Genomic DNA, 19,205 nt, shown 5'->3' on the forward strand with positions numbered 1-19,205 from the left:
GCGGAGGCTATCCCCTGGTGGGCTGATGTTCGAGAGGCGGCAATCGGGGCCCCGTGAGGGCCCGGCCGGGCTCACGCCTCGGTCAGTTCCACCTGGAACTCGACCTCGACCGGCGCGTCCAGCGGCAGCACGGCGACACCCACGGCGCTGCGGGCGTGCACGCCCTTGTCGCCGAGCACCTCGCCGAGCAGCTCGCTCGCGCCGTTGATCACGCCGGGCTGGCCCGTGAAGTCCTGGGCGGAGGCCACGAAGCCGACGACCTTCACGACGCGCGCGATGCGGTCGAGGTCACCGGCGACGGACTTCACCGCGGCCAGGCCGTTCAGCGCGCAGGTACGGGCCAGGTCCTTGGCCTCCTCCGGGGTGACCTCGGCGCCGACCTTCCCGGTCACGGCGAGCTTGCCGTCCACCATCGGGAGCTGCCCCGCGGTGTAGACGTACACGCCGGACTGGACGGCCGGCTGGTACGAGGCCAGCGGCGGCACGACGGCGGGCAGCGTCAGGCCGAGCTCGGCGAGGCGCGCCTCGACGGCCCCGCTCACGCCTGCTTCTCCCGCTTCAGGTAGGCCACGAGCTGCTCGGGGTTGTTCGGCCCGGGCACGACCTGGACCAGCTCCCAGCCGTCCTCGCCCCAGGTGTCCAGAATCTGCTTCGTGGCGTGGACGAGCAGAGGCACGGTTGCGTATTCCCACTTGGTCATGTGGCCGACTGTAGTCGGTACGAGAGGATGCTCACGGTGGGCTCCTGCGTAGGCCCGGCGGCGACTGGTTAGGCTCACGAGTGTGAGCAGGCTCCAGGTCGTCAGTGGCAAGGGCGGTACCGGCAAGACCACGGTGGCCGCGGCCCTCGCGCTCGCCCTCGCGACGGAGGGGAAACGCACCCTTCTCGTCGAGGTCGAGGGCAGACAGGGCATCGCGCAGCTCTTCGAGACGGAGGCGCTGCCTTATGAGGAGCGGAAGATCGCCGTCGCTCCCGGGGGCGGGGAGGTGTACGCCCTCGCCATCGACCCCGAGCTGGCGCTGCTCGACTACCTCCAGATGTTCTACAAACTGGGGGGTGCGGGACGCGCCCTGAAGAAGCTGGGCGCCATCGACTTCGCGACCACCATCGCGCCGGGGCTGCGGGACGTCCTGCTGACCGGCAAGGCCTGCGAGGCGGTGCGCAGGAAGGACAAGAGCGGGCGGTACGCGTACGACTGCGTCGTCATGGACGCCCCGCCGACCGGGCGCATCACCCGCTTCCTGAACGTCAACGACGAGGTCGCCGGGCTCGCGAAGATCGGGCCCATACACAACCAGGCGCAGGCCGTGATGCGGGTCCTCAAGTCACCTGAGACGGCCGTGCACTTGGTCACCCTGCTGGAGGAGATGCCCGTCCAGGAGACCGCGGACGGCATCGCCGAGCTGCGGGCCGCGCGGCTGCCGGTGGGCCGGGTCATCGTGAACATGGTGCGTTCCGCCCTGCTCGACGAGGCCGAGCTGGAGCTGGGCCTGGAGCAGGCGCCTCGTACGGCCATCGCCAGGTCGCTCTCCGCCGCGGGGCTCGGCGGGGCCCGGCGGGGCGGCAACGCCGAGCGGCTGGTCGACCCGCTCCTGGAGCAGGCCGCGGAGTACGCCGAGCGGTACGCCCTAGAGCGCGACCAGCGGAACGTGCTGACGGAGTTCGGCCAGCCGCTGCACGAACTCCCGCTGCTGGCGGGCGGGATGGACCTCGCGGGCCTGTACGAGCTCGCCACGGCACTGCGGAAGCAAGGGATCGCATGACCCCGGAACCGGCACGGACCTCGGACCCGGCGGGCGCCTCGGGCCCCGCCCGGCCCCTCGACCCCGCCCGCGCCCTGGACGTCGACGCCCTGATCGACGACCCGAAGACCCGGATCGTGGTGTGCTGCGGCTCGGGTGGCGTCGGCAAGACGACCACGGCGGCGGCCATCGGTCTGCGCGCGGCCGAGCGGGGCCGCAAGGTCGTCGTACTCACCATCGACCCGGCGCGCAGGCTCGCGCAGTCCATGGGCATCGACCGGCTCGACAACGTGCCGCGGCGGGTCAAGGAAGTCGACGGCGACGGCGAACTGCACGCCATGATGCTCGACATGAAGCGGACGTTCGACGAGATCGTCGAGGCGCACGCGGACAAGGAGCGGGCCGCCGCGATCCTCGCCAACCCCTTCTACCAGTCGCTCTCGGCGGGCTTCGCGGGCACGCAGGAGTACATGGCGATGGAGAAGCTGGGGCAGCTGCGGTCGCGGGACGAGTGGGACCTGATCGTCGTCGACACGCCGCCCTCGCGCTCGGCCCTGGACTTTCTGGACGCGCCCAAGCGTCTCGGGTCCTTCCTGGACGGCAAGCTGATCCGGCTGCTCATGGCGCCGGCGAAGGTGGGCGGCCGGGCCGGGATGAAGTTCCTGAATGTCGGCATGTCGATGATGACGGGGGCGCTGGGCAAGCTGCTCGGCGGGCCGCTGCTGCGTGACGTACAGACGTTCGTGGCGGCGATGGACACCATGTTCGGCGGGTTCCGCACGCGGGCGGACGCCACGTACCGGCTGTTGCAGGCGCCGGGCACGGCGTTCATCGTGGTGGCCTCGCCGGAGCGGGACGCGCTGCGGGAGGCCGCGTACTTCGTGGAGCGCCTGGCTGCCGACGACATGCCGCTGGCCGGTCTGGTGCTGAACCGTGTGCACGGCAGCGGTGCCGCGCAGCTGTCGGCCGAGCGGGCGCTCGCCGCCGCGGAAAATCTTGAAGAGAGCGGCATTGTGGATCAGGGGGACGGGAAGGTTGGAGTGCGTAACTCCTCTGATAATCCCGCGACTTCGGAGATTCCCGCGACTCCCGAGAACCAGGCGCCCGCCGAGGCTCCCCACGAGTCCCCATCCGCACCATCCCAGTCCGAACCGGCTCGGCCGCCCCAGCCGTCCGAACCACCCGGCCCTTCCGGTCCGTCCGGCCCGTCCGACGCCTCTGTCGAGCGACTGACCGCCGGACTGCTGCGCCTGCACGCCGAACGCATGCAGTTGCTGGCGCGCGAACAGCGCACACGTGACCGCTTCACCGCGCTCCACCCCGAGGTGGCGGTGGCGGAAGTGGCCGCGCTGCCGGGCGATGTGCACGACCTCGCGGGACTCCGGGCCATCGGGGACCGGCTGGCAGGCTGATCACCGCGCCATGCGAGCGGCCGCGTTATGCGAGCGGACCGGTGGCGCCATGCGGGGCTGGCTGCCGAACCACGCGGGCGTACCGGGGCGCTACGCGAGCGACCGAGGCGTCACCCCACCGCGGCGTAGCTCTCGTACGTCTCCTCGTCCTCCAAGTCCACGGGCAGCAGGCCCGCACCGCGCTCGTACTCGGAGCGCGCTGTCTCCAGGAGCCTGCGCCATGAGGTGACGGTGGGGCGCCTGCGCAGCAGTGCGCGGCGCTCACGCTCCGTCATGCCACCCCACACGCCGAACTCGACGCGGTTGTCGAGCGCGTCGGCCAGGCACTCAGTCCGCACCGGGCATCCGGTGCACACCGCCTTGGCCCTGTTCTGCGCTGCTCCTTGAACGAACAGTTCATCTGGATCGGTAGTGCGGCAGGCCGCCTGCGCACTCCAGTCGGTTACCCAGCCCATACCGGCGCCGTCCTCTCCCGAATCGAGGCTCCCCCACGGCGGCAGCGGCATATTCACCGCCGCCAGTTGAGGACGTTACGGAAGGTGGGCACAGCGCAACACCCCCTTCGGGCCCAATCTTGAATGGCCCGAACGGACTATGCGTAAGCGGCAGATCACCCGACGGAGTGAGCTGGCGACATATGTGAGGTACCCGGCAAAGCGGGGCAGTTCAGTTGCGCCACAACGGACATCCAACGCCACATGCGGCGAAGTCGGACATAAATCCATGCGGTCCGGGAGTGACGGAGGGCTTGTCGCCGCACCGCACTGCTGTGACAGTTGGCAGCAGCTTAGGCCAAGGCATTGAGGCCTGTCCGGCGATTCGGAACGCCGACGCGACCGCTTCGGGTGGCCCCGGATGTCACGATCCTGCACTCGAACATTCCGATGATCACTCGGTCCCTCGGAACGCCCTTGACTACGGATTAGGGTGCCCCCATGGGAAAGAAGCGCTCGGGCGGTGGTCTGTCACCTACTCAACAGGCCGCGAAGTTCCTCGGTGTCAGCGTGCTGGCGGGTGCGGTGCTGGCCGGGATCGCCCTGCCCGCGGCCGGCGCGCTGGGCCTGGCGGCCAAGGGTTCGGTCGAGGGGTTCGACGAGATCCCCTCCAACCTCAAACAACCGCCGCTGAGCCAGCGCACCAGCATCCTGGACAGCAAGGGCGGCCACATCGCCACGGTCTACTCGCGTGACCGCACGGTGGTGCCCCTGAAGGACATCTCGCCGTACATGCAGAAGGCGATCGTCGCGATCGAGGACGCCCGCTTCTACGAGCACGGCGCGATCGACCTCAAGGGCATCCTGCGCGCCCTCAACCAGAACGCGCAGAGCGGCGGCGTCTCACAGGGCGCGTCGACGCTCACACAGCAGTACGTGAAGAACGTCTTCGTCGAGGAGGCGGGCGACGACCCGACGAAGGTCGCCGAGGCCACGCAGCAGACGCTGGGCCGCAAGATCCGCGAACTGAAGTACGCGATCCAGGTCGAGGACAAGCTCGGCAAGAAGCGCATCCTCAAGAACTACCTGAACATCACCTACTTCGGTCAGCAGGCGTACGGCGTCGAGGCCGCGTCCCAGCGCTACTTCTCCAAGCCCGCCAAGGACCTCGAGCTCCAGGAGGCCGCGCTCCTCGCCGGCATCGTGCAGTCGCCCAGCCGGTACGACCCGGTCAACGACGCGACGGAGGCCACCCAGCGGCGCAACGTGGTGTTGCAGCGCATGGCCGACACGCACGACATCTCGCAGCAGGAGGCCGACAAGGCCAAGAAGACGGACCTGGGCCTGAAGGTGAGCCGCCCCAAGAACGGCTGCATCACCGCGGTCAGCGGCGCCGGGTTCTTCTGCGACTACGTACGCGAGGTCTTCCTCAACGACCCGGTCTTCGGCAAGACGAAGGAACAGCGGGCCAAGATCTGGAACCGCGGCGGCCTGAAGATCCGTACGACGCTCGACCCGCAGACGCAGGAGTCGGTGCAGGCGTCGATCAAGGACCACGTGAACAAGAGCGACGAGGTGGCGACCGCCGCCACCATCGTCGAGCCGGGCACGGGCAAGATCCTCGGGATGGGCCAGTCGCGGCCCTACGGCTTCCAGAAGAACGAGACCACGATCAACCTCTCCGTGGACGACGACATGGGCGGCGGGGCGGGCTACCAGCCGGGCTCGACGTTCAAGCCGATCGTCGCGGCGGCGGCCCTGGAGGGCGGCAAGTCGCCGAGCCAGAGCTACTCGTCCCCGTACGAGATGCCGTACCCGCAGCGGGTCTCGACCTGTGGCGGCAAGGACTGGGTGAACGTCAACAACGAGACGCTCACCAACGAGAACGAGTCCGAGGTCGGCCCGTACGGCATGAAGGAAGCGACCGCCAAGTCGGTCAACACCTACTACGTGCAGCTGATCGGCGACGTCGGCATCTGCCCGGTGACGAAGCTGGCCGCCAAGATGGGCGTCGAGCGGGCCGACGGCGAGGAGCTGGCGCAGGCGCCGTCGATCGCGCTGGGCACGCAGGAGATGTCGCCGCTGACGATGGCGTCGGCGTACGCCACCTTCGCCTCGCGCGGCACGTACTGCTCGCCGATCGCCATCGAGTCGATCACGACGCTCGGCGGCAAGTCGTTGCAGGTGCCGAAGACGACGTGCTCGCGCGCGATGTCGGAGAAGACCGCGGACACGATGAACACGCTGCTGCGGGGCGTGGTCGAGGACGGCACGGGCAAGCAAGCCGGCCTCGGCTCGCGGCCGAGCGCGGGCAAAACGGGTACGACCGACTACCGCTACGCCGCCTGGTTCGTGGGCTACACCCCGAACATGTCGGGCGCGGTCTGGGTCGGCGACCCGCAGCACAAGCGGCGGATGGTCGGCATCACCATCGGCGGCGTCCCGTACGGCAAGGTCTACGGTGGCGAGGTGCCGGGGCCGATCTGGCGCGACGCGATGAGCGGCGCGCTCGCGGGCAAGCCGGCGCCCGGTTTCAACTCCGTGCATATCCCTGGCGGGGGCAAGGACAAGGGCAAGGGCAGGGACGGCGGCGGCAACCACCGTGACAACAAGCCGGACGGTGGCGGCGGCGGTGGCGGCGACCACGACGGTGGTGCCGGCGGCGGTGGCAATCCGTGGCCGGGGATCTCCATTCCGCGGGACATGCTGGGCGGTGCCGGGAACGGGGGCGGCAACGGTGGCGGCAACGGCGGTGGGCATGGCAATGGCGGCGGGTTCGGCGGGATCGGCGGGGGCTGGCGCCGGTAGGCGGGCCCGCGGCGGCGGGGGTGTGACTTCCCCGCGGGGGTGTGACTTCCGCGGGGATGTGACTTCCGCGTAGGCATGGCTTCTACGTAGGCACGGCTCCCCCGTGGCCGCGTGCCCCGGTGCCCCGGTGCCCCCGTATCCGCGTAGAACGGCGATGAGGGCGCCCCCGGCTGCGGGGGCGCCCTCATTCGCGCGTGGCGGTTGCGTGTGGCGGTGTGCGGGACGGTGGGGCGTGCCCGCTCTCAGCCCGCGAGGTGTTTCTTGACCGTGGCGGCGACGCGGCCGCCCTCGGCCAGGCCCGCGACCTTCGGGTTCACGATCTTCATGACCTGGCCCATGGCGCGCGGCCCCTCGGCGCCGGCGGCCCTGGCCTCCTCGACGGCCTGGGCGACGATCGCCTGGAGCTCGTCGTCGGAGAGCGGCTTCGGCAGGTACTCGGCGAGGATCTCGCCCTCCGCCTTCTCCCTCTCGGCCTGCTCGGTGCGCCCGGCCTGCCCGAAGGCCTCGGCGGCCTCACGGCGCTTCTTCGCCTCACGGGCGATCACCTTCTGCACGTCCTCGTCGGAGAGCTCGCGTGCCTGCGTGCCCGCGACCTCCTCCTTCGTGATGGCGGTGAGGGTCAGCCGGAGCGTCGAGGAGCGCAGCTCGTCACGCCCCCGGATCGCGGCCGTGAGGTCTTCCTGAAGCTTCGACTTGAGCGTGGTCATGGGTTGATTGTGGCAGGTGCGGACGGTTTTCCGCCCGCCGATTTCCCCCGGGTGCGGGCCGGTTGCCCGTGGCCGCCCTCCCGTTTCGGGCCGGGCGGCGTCTGAGACGATGGGAGGATGCGCGCGCGATACGCAGTACCCCTGGGCATCACGGCGACGGCCGCGGCCGGCCTCGCCTACTCGGTGGGCTTCGAGGCCCGTTCCTTCCGGCTGAGGCGGGTCACGGTGCCCGTACTGCCGCCGGGAATGCGCCCCCTGCGGGTCCTCCAGGTCTCCGACATCCACATGGTGTCCGGTCAGCGCAAGAAGCAGCGGTGGCTGCAGTCGCTCGCGGGACTGCGTCCCGACTTCGTGATCAACACGGGCGACAACCTCTCCGACCCCGAGGGCGTACCGGAGACGCTGGACGCGCTCGGCCCGCTGATGGGGTTCCCCGGGGCGTACGTCTTCGGCTCGAACGACTACTACGGGCCGAAGCCGCGCAACCCCGCCCGCTACCTGGTCGAGAAGGTCCAGGGCAAGCACGGCCTGAACGGCAACGCCCCCGCGGTCGGCGTCATCCACAACCCGTGGGAGGACCTGCGTGACGGCTTCGACGCCGCGGGCTGGGTGAACCTCACGAACACGCGGGGCTCGCTGAAGATCGACGGCTACGAGATCGGGCTCACGGGAGTGGACGACCCGCACATCAAACGCGACCGGTACGCGCGCGTGGCGGGCGGTCCGGACTCCGGCGCCGACTTCTCGATGGGCATCGTGCACGCGCCGTACCTGCGCTCCCTGGACGCGTTCACGGCGGACGGCTACCCGCTGATCCTGGCCGGCCACACGCATGGCGGGCAGGTGTGCATCCCCTTCTACGGAGCCCTTGTCACCAACTGCGACCTGGACACGGACCGCGTCAAGGGCCTCTCCAGGCACCGGGCCGAGGGCAAGACGTCGTTCATGCACGTCTCGGCGGGCTGCGGGGCGAACCGCTACACGCCGATGCGGTTCGCCTGCCCGCCGGAGGCGACGCTGCTTACGTTGGTGGAGCGGCGGGTGTCGTAGGGCTGGGCCGGGGTCAGGGGGCGGCGAGACCGGAGCCCGGGCTGGTGACGGCGACACTGCTCACGTCGGTGGCCCTACCGTGGAGAACATGATCGATCCGACTGCCTCAGGCATATCCAGCGCCTCAGGGGTCCCGGCGGAGGCGGTCGTGCCACGCGTACGCCGTCCCGTCGTGGCCGCCCTGCGCGCGCTGATCGCCCTCGCCGCGGTGACCGGAGTCACGATCGACCTGGTCACCGGCAGCCCGCTACGCGTCCTCAGCTACTTCACCGTCCAGAGCAACCTGCTGGTGGCGGTGGTCCTCGGCCTCTCCGCGCGGCGGGCCTGGCGAGGCCACCGCCCGCTGCCGCCATGGGTGACCGGCGGCACGCTCCTCTTCATCGCGACGACGGGCCTCGTCTACCACCTGGTCCTGGCGAACGGCCCCGGCGGCTTCTCCATGACAGGGGACGCGACGTCCATGGCCGGCTGGCATTCGTACGCCAACCAGCTCCTGCACACCGTGACGCCGCTCGGGATGGCCCTCGACTGGCTGCTGCTCACCAGGCCGGGCGGCCTGCGCCCCCGCCACGCGGCCCTCTGGCTGCTCTACCCCGTCGCCTACCTGGCCTTCGCCCTCACCCGCGGCGCCCTCATGCCGCCGGCCTCCCCGGCCCGCTATCCATACCCGTTCCTTGACGTCGACGCCCACGGCTACGCGGGCGTCCTGACCAACGCGCTCACCTTCGGCGCGGCCTTCTACGCCCTGGCTCTCCTGACCATCACCCTGGACCGCGTCCGCCCCGAGCCCCGGGGCCCCGAAAACCGGATTTCGTCTCAGGCCGCCGGTCCGCTAAAGTAATCGATGTCGCCACGGGCCTGCAGCAATGCGGGGCGGTGGAGCAACGACATCGGGGTGTAGCGCAGCTTGGCAGCGCGCTTCGTTCGGGACGAAGAGGTCGTGGGTTCAAATCCCGCCACCCCGACAGCTGAAACACCAGGTCAGGGGCCTGATCCGCTTAGCGGATCAAGCCCCTGAGTGGTTTCTCCGGTCGCCTTGGGAGCCATTTGGGAGCCAGTCACCAGATCCGGCTCCCAAATCTCCCGGCAATCAAGCAGCCATCTCCGACACCGGGGAAGTTCCCTCCGGCGGGTCGAGAAGCGTGAACGCACAGTCCCCCGGGCGCCGCCCCAAACGTTGGACCATCAGTGCGCCCAGAAGCGCGGCTCCAGGTCCGCGCACCGGCCCTGCCTCGGTACCTACGAAGATCAGGCCGTTCTCGTCCGGCTCCCAGCTCTCGTACTCGGATCCAGCAAACGACGCGAGGCAGAAACCGAGAAGGTCGGCCTGTAGCCCGGTGGGCAGGTCCCCGCGGAGGAAGACCAGCGGATGCGCCATCCCCTCGTCGTCGTAGCCAGCTGCCACGACGGCACCGAGGCCCTCAGGCAACGGGTACATGTCTTCGGGGATGTCCTCCACGACGCCCTTGAGATGAAGGACTCCGACCTCTTTCAACTCCGCGAGGACCTCCTCATCGCACCGCCAGCCGTCCTTCGGCGCCCAGTTGCCGTCGCTGTAGAGATCCAGGACGTCTGCGGTCACCTCCGGTGGAGCTGCCGGCATCGAAGCCGGCAGGTCATCCACTTCCTCCACCCGCCCGCCCTGCCCATCCGACGCCGGCCAGAACGCCAAGACCGGGTAAGGCCGGTGGATGTAGTGGGCCAGGAGAGACCGGACAGCGATCGCGACTCGCGTATCGCTCAGCCCGGGACGCACGAGCAGCCAGAGCCGCCCAGTGATGACGCCCAACGCCGCCTGCATGTTCTGTTCCCCCAGGTCGAACTCGACCGCCCGTGCGTTCATCGTGTCCAACAGCACGGGGAGCTCCAGCGCCCAGGCGTCATGCGCCCGAATCCTGCCCGGCGCCTTGTTCTGGTCCCGAGGGTCCTCTGATACGCATTGCATTGCTCGCGCTTGCATGAGTTGTCCTTCCGCTGTTTGAACCAGGTCACCCACTCTCGGCCCGGTTCATTCGGCGGAAGGCGTAAAGTCAGGAAATGCCCTCTCGTGCGGGCGGCGCCAGCCAAACTCAGCAGCACGGAGTCGCGGTCGACGCCTCTGTCCGCTGCACTCCTCCTCAAGCAGCGAGGGGCAATCACCGCATACGGCTTGTGCCGCGATGGTCGCAGACAGTACGACCAGCCTCATGCACCCCTGGTCTCCGTTCAACGACCGCCAAGTCGACCTCCTGACCCGCATCGAGGCGGGATCAGACCCCCGTTACCTCGGACAGCCCCGAGCTCGCCGTCACCGCCGGGGCGCTCAAGAGCCGCGGGCTGATCACCATGCCGAGGCAGAGCGGCAATTGGCAGGCCGAGATCACGGACGCGGGGCGCTTCTATCTGGAGCATGGGCACCACCCGGACCGCCCCGAGTCGACGCCGCGTCGCAAGCCACTCCCGGTCGCAGCCGCTGGCCGGTAGAGGTTAGGAGATCGCGCGGCCCTCCCAACGGTCCATAGAGGCATCTTCGAGAACCCGCCGCAACGCCTCGTCGTCCCTTGCCGGGTGTGTGTCGAGGAGTGGCCTGGGCTTCATTGCTTCCCGCCCTCGACCGCGATCCGCAGCCTGCATGGCCCCGGCGCCCGTCCCCACGCGACGCGACTCGATATCTCCATCAGGAGGGCCGCACTTCCCGTCCAAGGACTGCGTTGACAGCTCGCTGGTGTACGAGGCCCGTGCGTACGAGCTTGGCCTCCGGGGTGAAGCAGTCCACGATCGTCATGTGGTTGGCCGCAGGGCAGACCCCTCCGTCGACGACGACGGACACCGTGAGGCCGGAGGCTGCGAGGAAGGTGTGAACCTCGTCGAGGGTGACGGCGGGACCGCGGTCATCCGGTCCGGCGTCACCGGAGATGTTGGCCGTCGTCGCGGCTACAGGGACCTTGGCCCGTGCAGCCAGTTCGCCGAGGAACCCGGGCGCCATGGTGGTGAGCGCCGGCGAGCCGACAGCGGCATGGCATGCGGCGTCCTCGGGGTCCCGCCACGGCAGGAGGAGTGCGAGGTCGCCGGGCCAGAACTGTTGGGCGAGTCTCCGTGCCTCGGCTCCGAGTTGGAAATGCTGTTCACAGACAGTCAGCGAGGGAGTGACGTAGGCGAGGGATTTGCCGGTCGGGCGCCGCTTCCCCTCGAAGATGCTGCCGGCGGCGTCTGCGTTGCTGGCGTCGGCGCAGATCATGTACCAGCGGTTGGTGGGGACGATGACGAGCCCTCCGGCCTCGATGGCGCCGGCAGCGGTATCGAGTTCGCCGGGGTAGACGATGCGCATGGTGCTACTCCTGGAAAGTAGGCGCGGGCATATCCGCGAGGGGCGGGTAGTCGAGCCAGGGGTCACGGAGAGCTTGGAGGCGGCGGCCTGCGTGATGCGGGTGGGAGACGCGGAAGTACGCCATCACTCTGGGGAATGGCATGAAGTTCTGGGCCACCGTGTGGGGAACGAGGTGGTGCATCAGCAGGACGTCTCCGGGGAGGCCGAGAAACGGGGTGCCTCGCTCGCGGTCGATCTCTGGCGGAACCTGCTCTGTCATTCCGAGTGACCACTCCTCGGCGAACCAGCGGGCCATGGCGAGGTGCCCGCCGGGCAGGTAGTGCAGCGCTCCGCACCGCGGGTCGCTGACGTCGGAGAGGATCACGCCGACCAGCAGGGAGAACGTACGCAGCTCGCGCGGGTCCAGGTGAGGGCAGGAGACCCCGTCGACATGCATGGCCTTTACCGGTTGCATGCCTGGGAACTCGCTTTCGGGCACGCGTATCTGGATCTGCGCGGTCGTGACCGGTGCGGCGGCGCCGAGCAGGTCGCCGACGAGCTCGGCCGCGTCTGTCTCCGTGTATAAGGCGAGCAGTTCTGCGCTGTCCCCCAGTTTTGGGGCGAAGGTGCGCCGGGAGTATGCGGATATGTCGTCCGGAGTCATTTCCTTGCGGTACGACACGTCGATCAGGGATACGGCTCGCTTCACCTGGTCGGGGTCGGCCAAGCCGCGTCGTATGAGGACGCCGTCCCGTTTGAAGGTCACCTTCTCCTCAGCTGTGAGACGCATGGGGCCCCCGTACGCCGGTCGGTTCGTGGGATGTGGGTGGGACGAGCCGGTCCAGCACGTCCACACACGCCTCCAGGGCGGCGGTGACGAGGGCCTGGCCGTGATCGGCGGTGGCCTGCCGCGGGTCGCCACCGATGACTCCGTGCGCGGAGATCGCGGGGTCGTCCGACGACCAGGGCCATGTGGTGCCCCGGCCGAATACGAGGCGCTGGATCTCCTCCCGTCGGGCGGGATCGTGAATGGGCTCACTCGGGAGGAGGTCCATCCGTACGTCGTCGGGTGCGAGGGCGAGCATCAGGGAGGTCTCCCGGATGCCGGCGTGCACCTCGGGGAACTCGCCGTCGTCCTGGAGCCGGCCGGCGGCGAGAGAGCCGGGATTGACCACGCAGGTTGCCGCATCGTGCGTGCGCTGGAGTTGGTGCACGAGGGCCTCAAGGACGCCCTTATTGCCTCCGTGGCCGTTGATGATGAGGACCGTACGCGCGGGCGTGGCCCCGATGTACTCCCCCACCAGCGTCTCGATCAAGGCGGTGTAGAGCGAGACATTCAGGGTGATGGTGCCGGGTGACCAGGCGTGCTCCGGAGAGAGCCCATAGGGGACAGGGGGCACGACCCAAAGGTTGTGACGGTCCGCGACGTGCACGGCCAGGCGCGAGGCGAAGCGCTCGGCGATGAGGCTGTCCGTGTTCAGCGGCAGGTGCGGGCCGTGCTGCTCAAGAGACCCGACCGGCAGGCAGAGGACCGACCGCTCGCTCAGCTCGGACGTGAGGCGCGGGGCCGTCAGCCTGCCGTAGGACAGCCCCTCGCCAGCAAGTGTCATTTCTTGCCCCGCCGTCCGAGGCGGATGAGGAATTCGTTCTCCTCGGGGAAGGTGTCGTTGTCGCTGAAGTCGGCCAGCCGGTGTTTCAGCGCTCCCTCGAACTCCTTCAGCCGGTCACCGAAGAGGTGAGGAGCGGCGAAGGACGTGGAGTAGAGGTAACCGAGGATGCTCTCCGCGGCCCAGGTGCGCTGGACGGGTACGCGGACTTCCTCGACCTCATTGAAGGGCGACTCCTCCATGATCTCGCTGTAGGGGCGGTTGTGGTGCTGGAAAGTGCCGGATCCCGCCCGCCGCTGCTCTCCGAGGAAGCTCTTCACCACATCCCGGACGGCTTCCTTCCAGGGGCTCCCAGCGGCCCAGAAGCTGTTGTCTCCGAAGATGGCGACCACGCCGTCCGGAGCGACCTGCTCGTCCAGGAGAGTCAGGACGGCGGCTTGGTCGAGCCAGTGGAACGCGCGGCAGATGGTGACGAGTTCGGCCTGCCAGCCAGCGGGTGGCGTGAAGTCCTCGGCCGTGCTTTGGACGAGGGACAGGTTGAAGCCCTCGGGGAGCTTCGGCCGCAGTGCCGACTCGGCCGCGGCAAGCATGTCGGCGTCGTTGTCGACGGCGATGATGTCGCCGAAGCGGTCGAGGAGAGCCTCGGCCACGAGCCCGGTTCCCGTACCGATGTCCAGGAGTCGGCGGTGGCCATCGGGGCGTGCCGGGGCAGCGCGGTCGAGTACCGATGCCACATCGTCGGGGATGCCGGGGCGGAATTGGCGGTAATACGTGGTGGTTCCGGCGAAGAGGCTCATGTGACGCTCCCTGCTGCGAGATGTTCGATGTGCGTGGCGGCCGCCGTCAGGTCGGCGACGACGCGTACGCCGTGGTCAACGACCAAGTTTTCATCGGGAACTTGGCGCCTGCGGGATATCCAGACGGCCCTGATGCCTGATTCGACGGCCCCCACGATGTCGCAGGCCCAGTCGTCGCCGACGTGGATCACGCGATCGGGGACGGCACCGAGTTGGTCGATGACGGTGTGGAAGGCGCGGGAGTCCGGTTTGGTGTGTCCGATGCGGCAGGAGGGGAAGTAGTCGCTCACCCAGGGGGAGAGCAGGCCGCGCAGTCCCTCGGTGTCGGCGTCGACGCACGTGACGTTGGACAGCGTGACCACGGTCGCGACGCCACTGATCCGGCGCAGAGCCTCCGTCGTGCCAGGGAAGAGACGGAACGGGGCCGGGGAAAGATCACGGGGGAATGACTCTGGTGGTACCCCCAATGCCTCGCAGACCCCGGCTGCCACGGCGTCGGTGATCTCCGGTTGGGTGTGGAGGCTGGCCCGCATGACCGCCCGGGCCTGAGCCGCGGGTAGCGGGGAGGCTTCCGTCAGCCGCATCGTCAGGCCCGGGCCATCGGCGGTGCCGAGGGTTCCGCCGACGTCGACCATGACCAGGAGTGAGGGATCGGTGGTCATTGGGGCCTCCCGGTGATCGCCGGCAGGGCGGAGACGATGGCCTCGACGCGCGCCTGTCTGATGGTGGTGGTCGTGGACTCGGACAGGTAGGTCAGGACGTAGCGCAGCTCCGCCTCGTCCAGCGCCTCCAGGGCGCGCCCTTCCTTCGCGGCTGCCTGCTCAAGGTCCGGCGGCACGGTGCGTGGACGTAACCCATGCGGAAGGTGGAGCGTTCCGTCCCACTCCGTTCCCACGGCAGGGACGGCGGAGTGCCCCGCCGGGCGTAACACGGTGACGTCGTCCAGGGTGAGGATGCGCACGAAGATCCTTTTTCCTCCCGTCTCCAGGCTCCCCTTGAGGAAGGTGTCGTGGCCGTCGAGCCGCTCGGAGAGCACCAGGAACGGCCCATCAGGTCCCTGGACGACCGTGCCGTGGACAGCGACGGTCATCGATGTGCTGGGCATGCCGTGCTCCTCGGGGCCGTGCCGAGACCTGGGGTGGCCGGCAGACGAATACGTCCGTGCTCCACATGAAGTGGGGTGTCGTAGAGGAGTTGCCGTCGCGGCTCCCACTGGAGCCGGTACTCCACGGCCGGTACGGCGTCGTGATGGGCGGCCGCGAGGTGGAGGCCGGGGACGAGCGAGCGCCCGTGCGGGTAGACGGGGACGGCCTGGGCGCGGGCCACCTCGAGGATCTGAAGTGCACGGGTAAGACCGCCGCAACCGACGACGTCGAGGGTCAGAGCGCTGGGGCTGACGTACTGGATCAGCCCGGCCGGGTCCTCGTCGACGTACGCGCGCTCCCCAACGGCCAGCGGCAAGTGCGTGGCCGCGAGGAGTGCATAGGTGTCCAGGTCGTGACGCGGCAGCGGGTCCTCCAGCCAGCGGAGGCTGCCGCCATCCACACTCTGGGCGAAGGCCATGGCCACAGCTGGAGTCCAGGTACCCACCGCGTCGACGGCAAGCGGGGCACCGACGGCCTGGGCACTGCGCTCCACGGCTCTCGCCATGCGCACGGCGGCGAGATCGGGTGCGTCGGCCGACGCTCGACGCAGTCCCCACTTGGTGAAGGACCAGCCGCCCGACGCGACCCTGCCAAGTACGTCCAAGTCGTCGACGGCGGCCAGGTCCTGGGAAAGCCAGGAGGCGTAGGCCGATACGTCTGACCGTGGCGCATCGGTGCCCAGGAGGGCGGCGACGGGACAGGAGGCGAGCCGGCCGTGCAGATCCCAGACGGCACAGTCGATCGCACCGACCGCCCACGACGCGCTCTCCGACGGGGCTCGACGCGACGCCGTACGCAGCCGCTCCAGGAGCCGGACGTGATCCAGGGCGTCGGCGCCAGGCACGACGGATGCCAACGCATCCCTCACATAGCTGCCGATCCGCTGACTGACCGGACCGTAGGTGCCGATAGCACCCGCGCCGTGGATCATGATGAAGATCGCGTCGTCGCCCGGGGCCGTGTTCTCCCGCACTTCGGTGATCTCCAGGCGCTCGATGGTCGCCGGGTTCATCGGACCACCTCGCGGGAGGCCAGCAGAAGGCCGGCGGATCGCTCCACGCCCGGCCGATCCATGCGGAGGGCGTGGGCGAGGGAACGCTGGGGCATGGGGCCGGGCGGCTCCTGCCAGCCGATGACGTCAACGGGGCGACGGAGCCGCCCGGCCAGCAGCACCCAGACAGCTGCGGAGTGGCCAAGGGTGAGGACGAGCACGGGAGCGTGGGTGCCGAGGTAGTGGTCGACCTCCCCGTCGTCGAGGCCGCGAGGCCACCGCGACGAGTCGCCGAGAACGGTCAGGTCGAGAAGGTTCACCACACGAACGCGGCACCCATACCGATGGCGGATGGCGTCCACGGCCTCGGTGGCGACGGCGGCCGGGATGTCTCCAGCCGTCACGATCGTGAGATCGGGCTCACCGTCGTCGCTGAGGTGCGGCCAGATCGCTAAGCCATGCTCACGCTCCTCGTCGAGCGTGGCGACGGGGTGCCCGGTGCAGGCGTGTTTTCCGGCGATCACGAGGTTGACGCCATCGACGGAGTCGAAGACCTCGTCCAGGACGACCGCGGTGCGTACCGGGTCCGCCGGTGTCAGCACGCGCACCCGCGGATCGGCCAGGGCGAGGAGTGCACTGGCCAGAGACGGATCACCGTGGGTGTAGACGTTGTGCCACCCATAAGACGTGAGCAGAAGGTTGAGGCTGGGCAGGCCCATCGCGCCGGCCAAGCGCCGCTGCTTGATGTGACTCACCAAGCCGCTGGTGAGCAGCGGTGCGAACGCCTCGTACGAGACCATCACCCCTCGGCGCCCACTGGCGGTCCAACCGGCGAGCCACTCCAGCAACACCTCCTCCGCAAGGAGTTCGTGTGCCCAGGGCTCGCCGACCAGGCCCGGGAGCCGGTTGGACGACAGCTCGTCCGGGCTGAGGACGCGGAAATCTCCACGTGTGGCGTGCCGCTTCATGACCTCGGTGACCGCTTCACCGAACGTGTCCACCTGTCGGAGGACCGAGATCCGTCCTGCTGCTCCCGGGCGCTCGGCTGGAGCGAAGGAGCACCAGCGAGCCATGGCCACCGCCTCGGCTAGTTCCTCGCGGGGGCGTCCGTCCGGGTCGAAGAGATCTGCGGGCCGGTAGGAGGCGAGCCAGTGGGCCAGCTCGGTGAGTTGTTCCTGATCGGTGTGCGGGTTGACCAGCGGTGTCTTGTGCAGGGCGGAGGTGTCCAGCAGGGGGCGGCCTCCGAGCGATGGGGGGCCGCCCCAGCCCTTCATACAGCGCAGGATCAGTACCGTGTGCCGCCCGGTAAGCGTCTCCTCCAGTGCTTTCCGTAACGCCGCGTGGAAGGCACGGTGCTCCTGCGGAGATCCCGTCACTACATGGACCACCGAGCCCGTCCAGCCCAGGCCGCCGAAGTATGCGCGGAGCTCGTCGTCGTTCATCGCACCGAGCAGCGACTGCTGCCCCATGCGGAAGCCGTTGACGTGCACGATGGGCAGTACCGAGGCGCTGGGAAGGGCTCTCTGCCCCAGCCAGCTAGCTGCGGTCGTAGGGGTCTCACACTCGCCGTCCCCGATGATGGGCACGACAACCCTGTCCGGCGCGTCGAGGGCGACTCCCTGCGCGAACGGAAGACAGCCGCCGAGCCGCCCGCCGAGAAAGCCACCAGCCGGGAGAGAGGGCGAGACCTCTGCCCCGAGGCCCTCCACGTCCGGGAACGCCTGCGCCAGCCGCCGCAAACCATCCGCATCCGAGCCGAACCGCGACCGCACCTTCGCTAGCTCACCCGTCACCCAGGACGCGGCGAGCTGGACGACACCAGCGTGCCCCGCGCCGAGGAACGGCACCACATCCACTCGCCGGTCCAGGTGCCCGGCAGCGAGCACCACGTGGGACAACGCCCACGCAGTGCCAGGCACAGTGCCCCAGTGGCCGGAGGGACGCTCCTTCACATGCTCGGCGACCAGCGGCTCCGCAAGCAGAACGTTGTCCCGCAAGTGCAGCTGACAGACCGAGACGTAGACGGTCGCCCGCCACAGAGCATCGGCCAGAACGGCGGTCTCGGTCACCGCGCACCGACCAGGGGCTCTTCAGCGAAGGTGAAGTACCACAGGGGCCGGTAGCACTCCCATGCGGCGGGCCGCAGCCCAGTGGGACCCATGATGTCCTCGATCACCACGCGGGCCTGCAAGTAGTGCTCCAGGTCCTGGGCCCCGGGGGTTCGCAGGCCGGCCATGACTGAGTTGTGGGCCTGGTAGACCTGGAAGTTGGGGAACTCGGAGACGTATGGAGCCAGCGCACCGACGCCCGCATGTAGGGCCTCAAGCCCGTCCAACCCCACGATGTAGGTGAACGAGGTGCCGTGACCGGCTTCCAACGCGCGCCGGAGCACTCCCGGCATCTGCGATGCGACGAGTACAGCCTTACTGGCCTTCAGCAGCAGATCCCGGCGAGTGAAGCACTCAGCAGTGAGCCGCAGAACGAAGGGTGCCACGTCGCGGGCGAGTTGATCAAAGGCGTACTTGGATCCCAGCACTGAGGTCAGGAAGCCGATTCGCGCTTTGACACCGTGTTCGTCGAGCACGGCCCGCAGAGTGCGAAGGTGATGCACCGCCGCCGCCTCGCGTTCGAAGCAACCCGTTGAGACGGTCACCTCATGCAGTTCCATCAGGTCTCGGCGCGGGTGCTGCTCCCGCAGAGCGGAGAGGAGCTCCTGCAGGTCCCGCTCCTCCGAGAGCCGAGGGTCAGCGGCAGCTTCAAGGGTGTTCGGGCAGAAGGCGCACCCCACACAACGGCTTCGCGCGTTCGGGTTGAGGGTGAGAGCCGCGCCGCCGTCGCGGAAGTACCCGCCGACCGCCTCGTCCGCATCGATGCGTTCGACGATCCCGACCGGCGCGCCGCCCAGCGTGAGGTGCTCGCCCCTGAGCCGGAACGGGGAGTTCATGACGTTCAGGGGGACTATGAGCTGCCAGGGCACCGATGGCGCGCTCAGCAGTCGGACCTGGACGCGGGCCCGGTGGCGCGGCAGATCGGAGTCGATGCCGTGCAGATTGACCGCGATGAGCAGCGCGTCCTCGACGGGCACGCGGTACTTGACTGCGAGCCGTTCCACCGCTCTGAGCGTGGAGGTCGTGCTGGTCTGTCCACTGAGTAGTGCCGTCATGCGCGTGCTCCGTCCAGTCAGCCGGAGGGGGTGATGCGCCGGCGGCCCGTAAGGGTTCAGCTG

At 69.1% G+C, this 19,205-nt stretch carries 19 protein-coding genes and 1 tRNA gene; 6 read left to right on the top strand and 14 right to left on the bottom strand.

Annotation, left to right across the window (positions count from 1 at the left end; translation table 11 throughout):
• Positions 1 to 71: 71 nt before the first annotated feature.
• The gene (locus ACF062_RS21965) at positions 72 to 542 is read right to left on the bottom strand and encodes a RidA family protein (RefSeq protein ID WP_205034974.1); all 471 of its coding nucleotides are present in this window, start codon (positions 540 to 542) and stop codon (positions 72 to 74) included.
• Complete coding sequence (locus ACF062_RS21970) at positions 539 to 700, bottom strand: DUF4177 domain-containing protein (protein WP_003975360.1); 162 nt, start codon at positions 698 to 700, stop codon at positions 539 to 541. Before ACF062_RS21970 ends, ACF062_RS21965 begins: the two co-directional genes overlap by 4 nt.
• 82 nt (positions 701 to 782) lie before the next feature.
• Here ACF062_RS21970 and ACF062_RS21975 point away from each other — a divergent pair, with 82 nt between their 5' ends.
• Together ACF062_RS21975 and ACF062_RS21980 are read left to right on the top strand one after the other, a co-directional pair.
• Positions 783 to 1,763: an ArsA-related P-loop ATPase gene (locus ACF062_RS21975; protein WP_223775909.1), complete on the top strand. Its 981-nt coding sequence runs from the start codon at positions 783 to 785 to the stop codon at positions 1,761 to 1,763.
• A complete protein-coding gene (locus ACF062_RS21980) occupies positions 1,760 to 3,154 on the top strand; it encodes an ArsA family ATPase (RefSeq protein ID WP_392140476.1) in 1,395 nt (464 codons plus the stop codon). Before ACF062_RS21975 ends, ACF062_RS21980 begins: the two co-directional genes overlap by 4 nt.
• A gap of 110 nt (positions 3,155 to 3,264) precedes the next feature.
• Here the strand turns inward: ACF062_RS21980 and ACF062_RS21985 are convergent, their stop codons facing one another.
• Positions 3,265 to 3,609, bottom strand: a complete 345-nt coding sequence (locus ACF062_RS21985; protein ID WP_030782081.1) for a WhiB family transcriptional regulator — start codon at positions 3,607 to 3,609, stop codon at positions 3,265 to 3,267.
• Positions 3,610 to 4,089: 480 nt separating this feature from the next.
• Here ACF062_RS21985 and ACF062_RS21990 point away from each other — a divergent pair, with 480 nt between their 5' ends.
• Positions 4,090 to 6,396, top strand: a complete 2,307-nt coding sequence (locus tag ACF062_RS21990) for a transglycosylase domain-containing protein (RefSeq protein ID WP_392140478.1) — start codon at positions 4,090 to 4,092, stop codon at positions 6,394 to 6,396.
• Between the two features lie 242 nt (positions 6,397 to 6,638).
• Here ACF062_RS21990 and ACF062_RS21995 read toward each other — a convergent pair whose 3' ends face one another.
• Positions 6,639 to 7,103, bottom strand: coding sequence for a GatB/YqeY domain-containing protein (locus tag ACF062_RS21995; RefSeq protein WP_392140480.1), 465 nt, complete (start codon positions 7,101 to 7,103; stop codon positions 6,639 to 6,641).
• A gap of 117 nt (positions 7,104 to 7,220) precedes the next feature.
• Here ACF062_RS21995 and ACF062_RS22000 point away from each other — a divergent pair, with 117 nt between their 5' ends.
• The 3 genes from ACF062_RS22000 (at position 7,221) to ACF062_RS22010 (ending at position 9,118) form a co-directional block, all read left to right on the top strand.
• On the top strand, positions 7,221 to 8,153 hold the full coding sequence (locus ACF062_RS22000) for a metallophosphoesterase (RefSeq protein WP_223775905.1): 933 nt from the start codon (positions 7,221 to 7,223) through the stop codon (positions 8,151 to 8,153).
• Between the two features lie 88 nt (positions 8,154 to 8,241).
• Positions 8,242 to 8,994, top strand: a complete 753-nt coding sequence (locus tag ACF062_RS22005; protein WP_392140482.1) for a Pr6Pr family membrane protein — start codon at positions 8,242 to 8,244, stop codon at positions 8,992 to 8,994.
• 50 nt (positions 8,995 to 9,044) lie between these two features.
• Positions 9,045 to 9,118, top strand: a tRNA-Pro gene (locus tag ACF062_RS22010).
• Between the two features lie 125 nt (positions 9,119 to 9,243).
• On the opposite strand, the gene ACF062_RS22015 is transcribed toward ACF062_RS22010, so the two are convergent.
• The 10 genes from ACF062_RS22015 to ACF062_RS22060 all read right to left on the bottom strand — a co-directional run bounded on the left by ACF062_RS22015 (position 9,244) and on the right by ACF062_RS22060 (position 19,142).
• Positions 9,244 to 10,011, bottom strand: a complete 768-nt coding sequence (locus ACF062_RS22015; protein WP_392140484.1) for a hypothetical protein — start codon at positions 10,009 to 10,011, stop codon at positions 9,244 to 9,246.
• Positions 10,012 to 10,809: 798 nt separating this feature from the next.
• Complete coding sequence (locus ACF062_RS22020) at positions 10,810 to 11,460, bottom strand: L-threonylcarbamoyladenylate synthase (RefSeq protein WP_392140486.1); 651 nt, start codon at positions 11,458 to 11,460, stop codon at positions 10,810 to 10,812.
• 4 nt (positions 11,461 to 11,464) lie between these two features.
• The gene (locus tag ACF062_RS22025; RefSeq protein WP_392140488.1) at positions 11,465 to 12,229 is read right to left on the bottom strand and encodes a phytanoyl-CoA dioxygenase family protein; all 765 of its coding nucleotides are present in this window, start codon (positions 12,227 to 12,229) and stop codon (positions 11,465 to 11,467) included.
• On the bottom strand, positions 12,213 to 13,049 hold the full coding sequence (locus tag ACF062_RS22030; protein WP_392140490.1) for a creatininase family protein: 837 nt from the start codon (positions 13,047 to 13,049) through the stop codon (positions 12,213 to 12,215). Before ACF062_RS22030 ends, ACF062_RS22025 begins: the two co-directional genes overlap by 17 nt.
• Complete coding sequence (locus ACF062_RS22035; RefSeq protein WP_392140492.1) at positions 13,046 to 13,843, bottom strand: class I SAM-dependent methyltransferase; 798 nt, start codon at positions 13,841 to 13,843, stop codon at positions 13,046 to 13,048. Before ACF062_RS22035 ends, ACF062_RS22030 begins: the two co-directional genes overlap by 4 nt.
• Positions 13,840 to 14,505 (bottom strand): HAD family hydrolase, encoded by a 666-nt coding sequence (locus tag ACF062_RS22040; RefSeq protein WP_392140493.1) that lies wholly within the window; start codon positions 14,503 to 14,505, stop codon positions 13,840 to 13,842. The genes ACF062_RS22035 and ACF062_RS22040 overlap by 4 nt, the downstream gene beginning before the upstream one ends.
• Positions 14,502 to 14,948 carry a hypothetical protein gene (locus ACF062_RS22045; RefSeq protein ID WP_392140495.1) on the bottom strand — a complete coding sequence of 149 codons (447 nt, stop codon included), beginning with the start codon at positions 14,946 to 14,948 and terminating at the stop codon, positions 14,502 to 14,504. The genes ACF062_RS22040 and ACF062_RS22045 overlap by 4 nt, the downstream gene beginning before the upstream one ends.
• Positions 14,930 to 16,000 carry an enolase C-terminal domain-like protein gene (locus ACF062_RS22050; RefSeq protein ID WP_392140497.1) on the bottom strand — a complete coding sequence of 357 codons (1,071 nt, stop codon included), beginning with the start codon at positions 15,998 to 16,000 and terminating at the stop codon, positions 14,930 to 14,932. Before ACF062_RS22050 ends, ACF062_RS22045 begins: the two co-directional genes overlap by 19 nt.
• Positions 15,997 to 18,048, bottom strand: coding sequence for a hypothetical protein (locus ACF062_RS22055; RefSeq protein WP_392140499.1), 2,052 nt, complete (start codon positions 18,046 to 18,048; stop codon positions 15,997 to 15,999). Before ACF062_RS22055 ends, ACF062_RS22050 begins: the two co-directional genes overlap by 4 nt.
• Positions 18,045 to 19,142, bottom strand: a complete 1,098-nt coding sequence (locus tag ACF062_RS22060; RefSeq protein ID WP_392140501.1) for a hypothetical protein — start codon at positions 19,140 to 19,142, stop codon at positions 18,045 to 18,047. Before ACF062_RS22060 ends, ACF062_RS22055 begins: the two co-directional genes overlap by 4 nt.
• Positions 19,143 to 19,205: the final 63 nt, after the last annotated feature.

Source organism: Streptomyces sp. NPDC015345, from assembly GCF_043078805.1.
Taxonomy (GTDB): domain Bacteria; phylum Actinomycetota; class Actinomycetes; order Streptomycetales; family Streptomycetaceae; genus Streptomyces.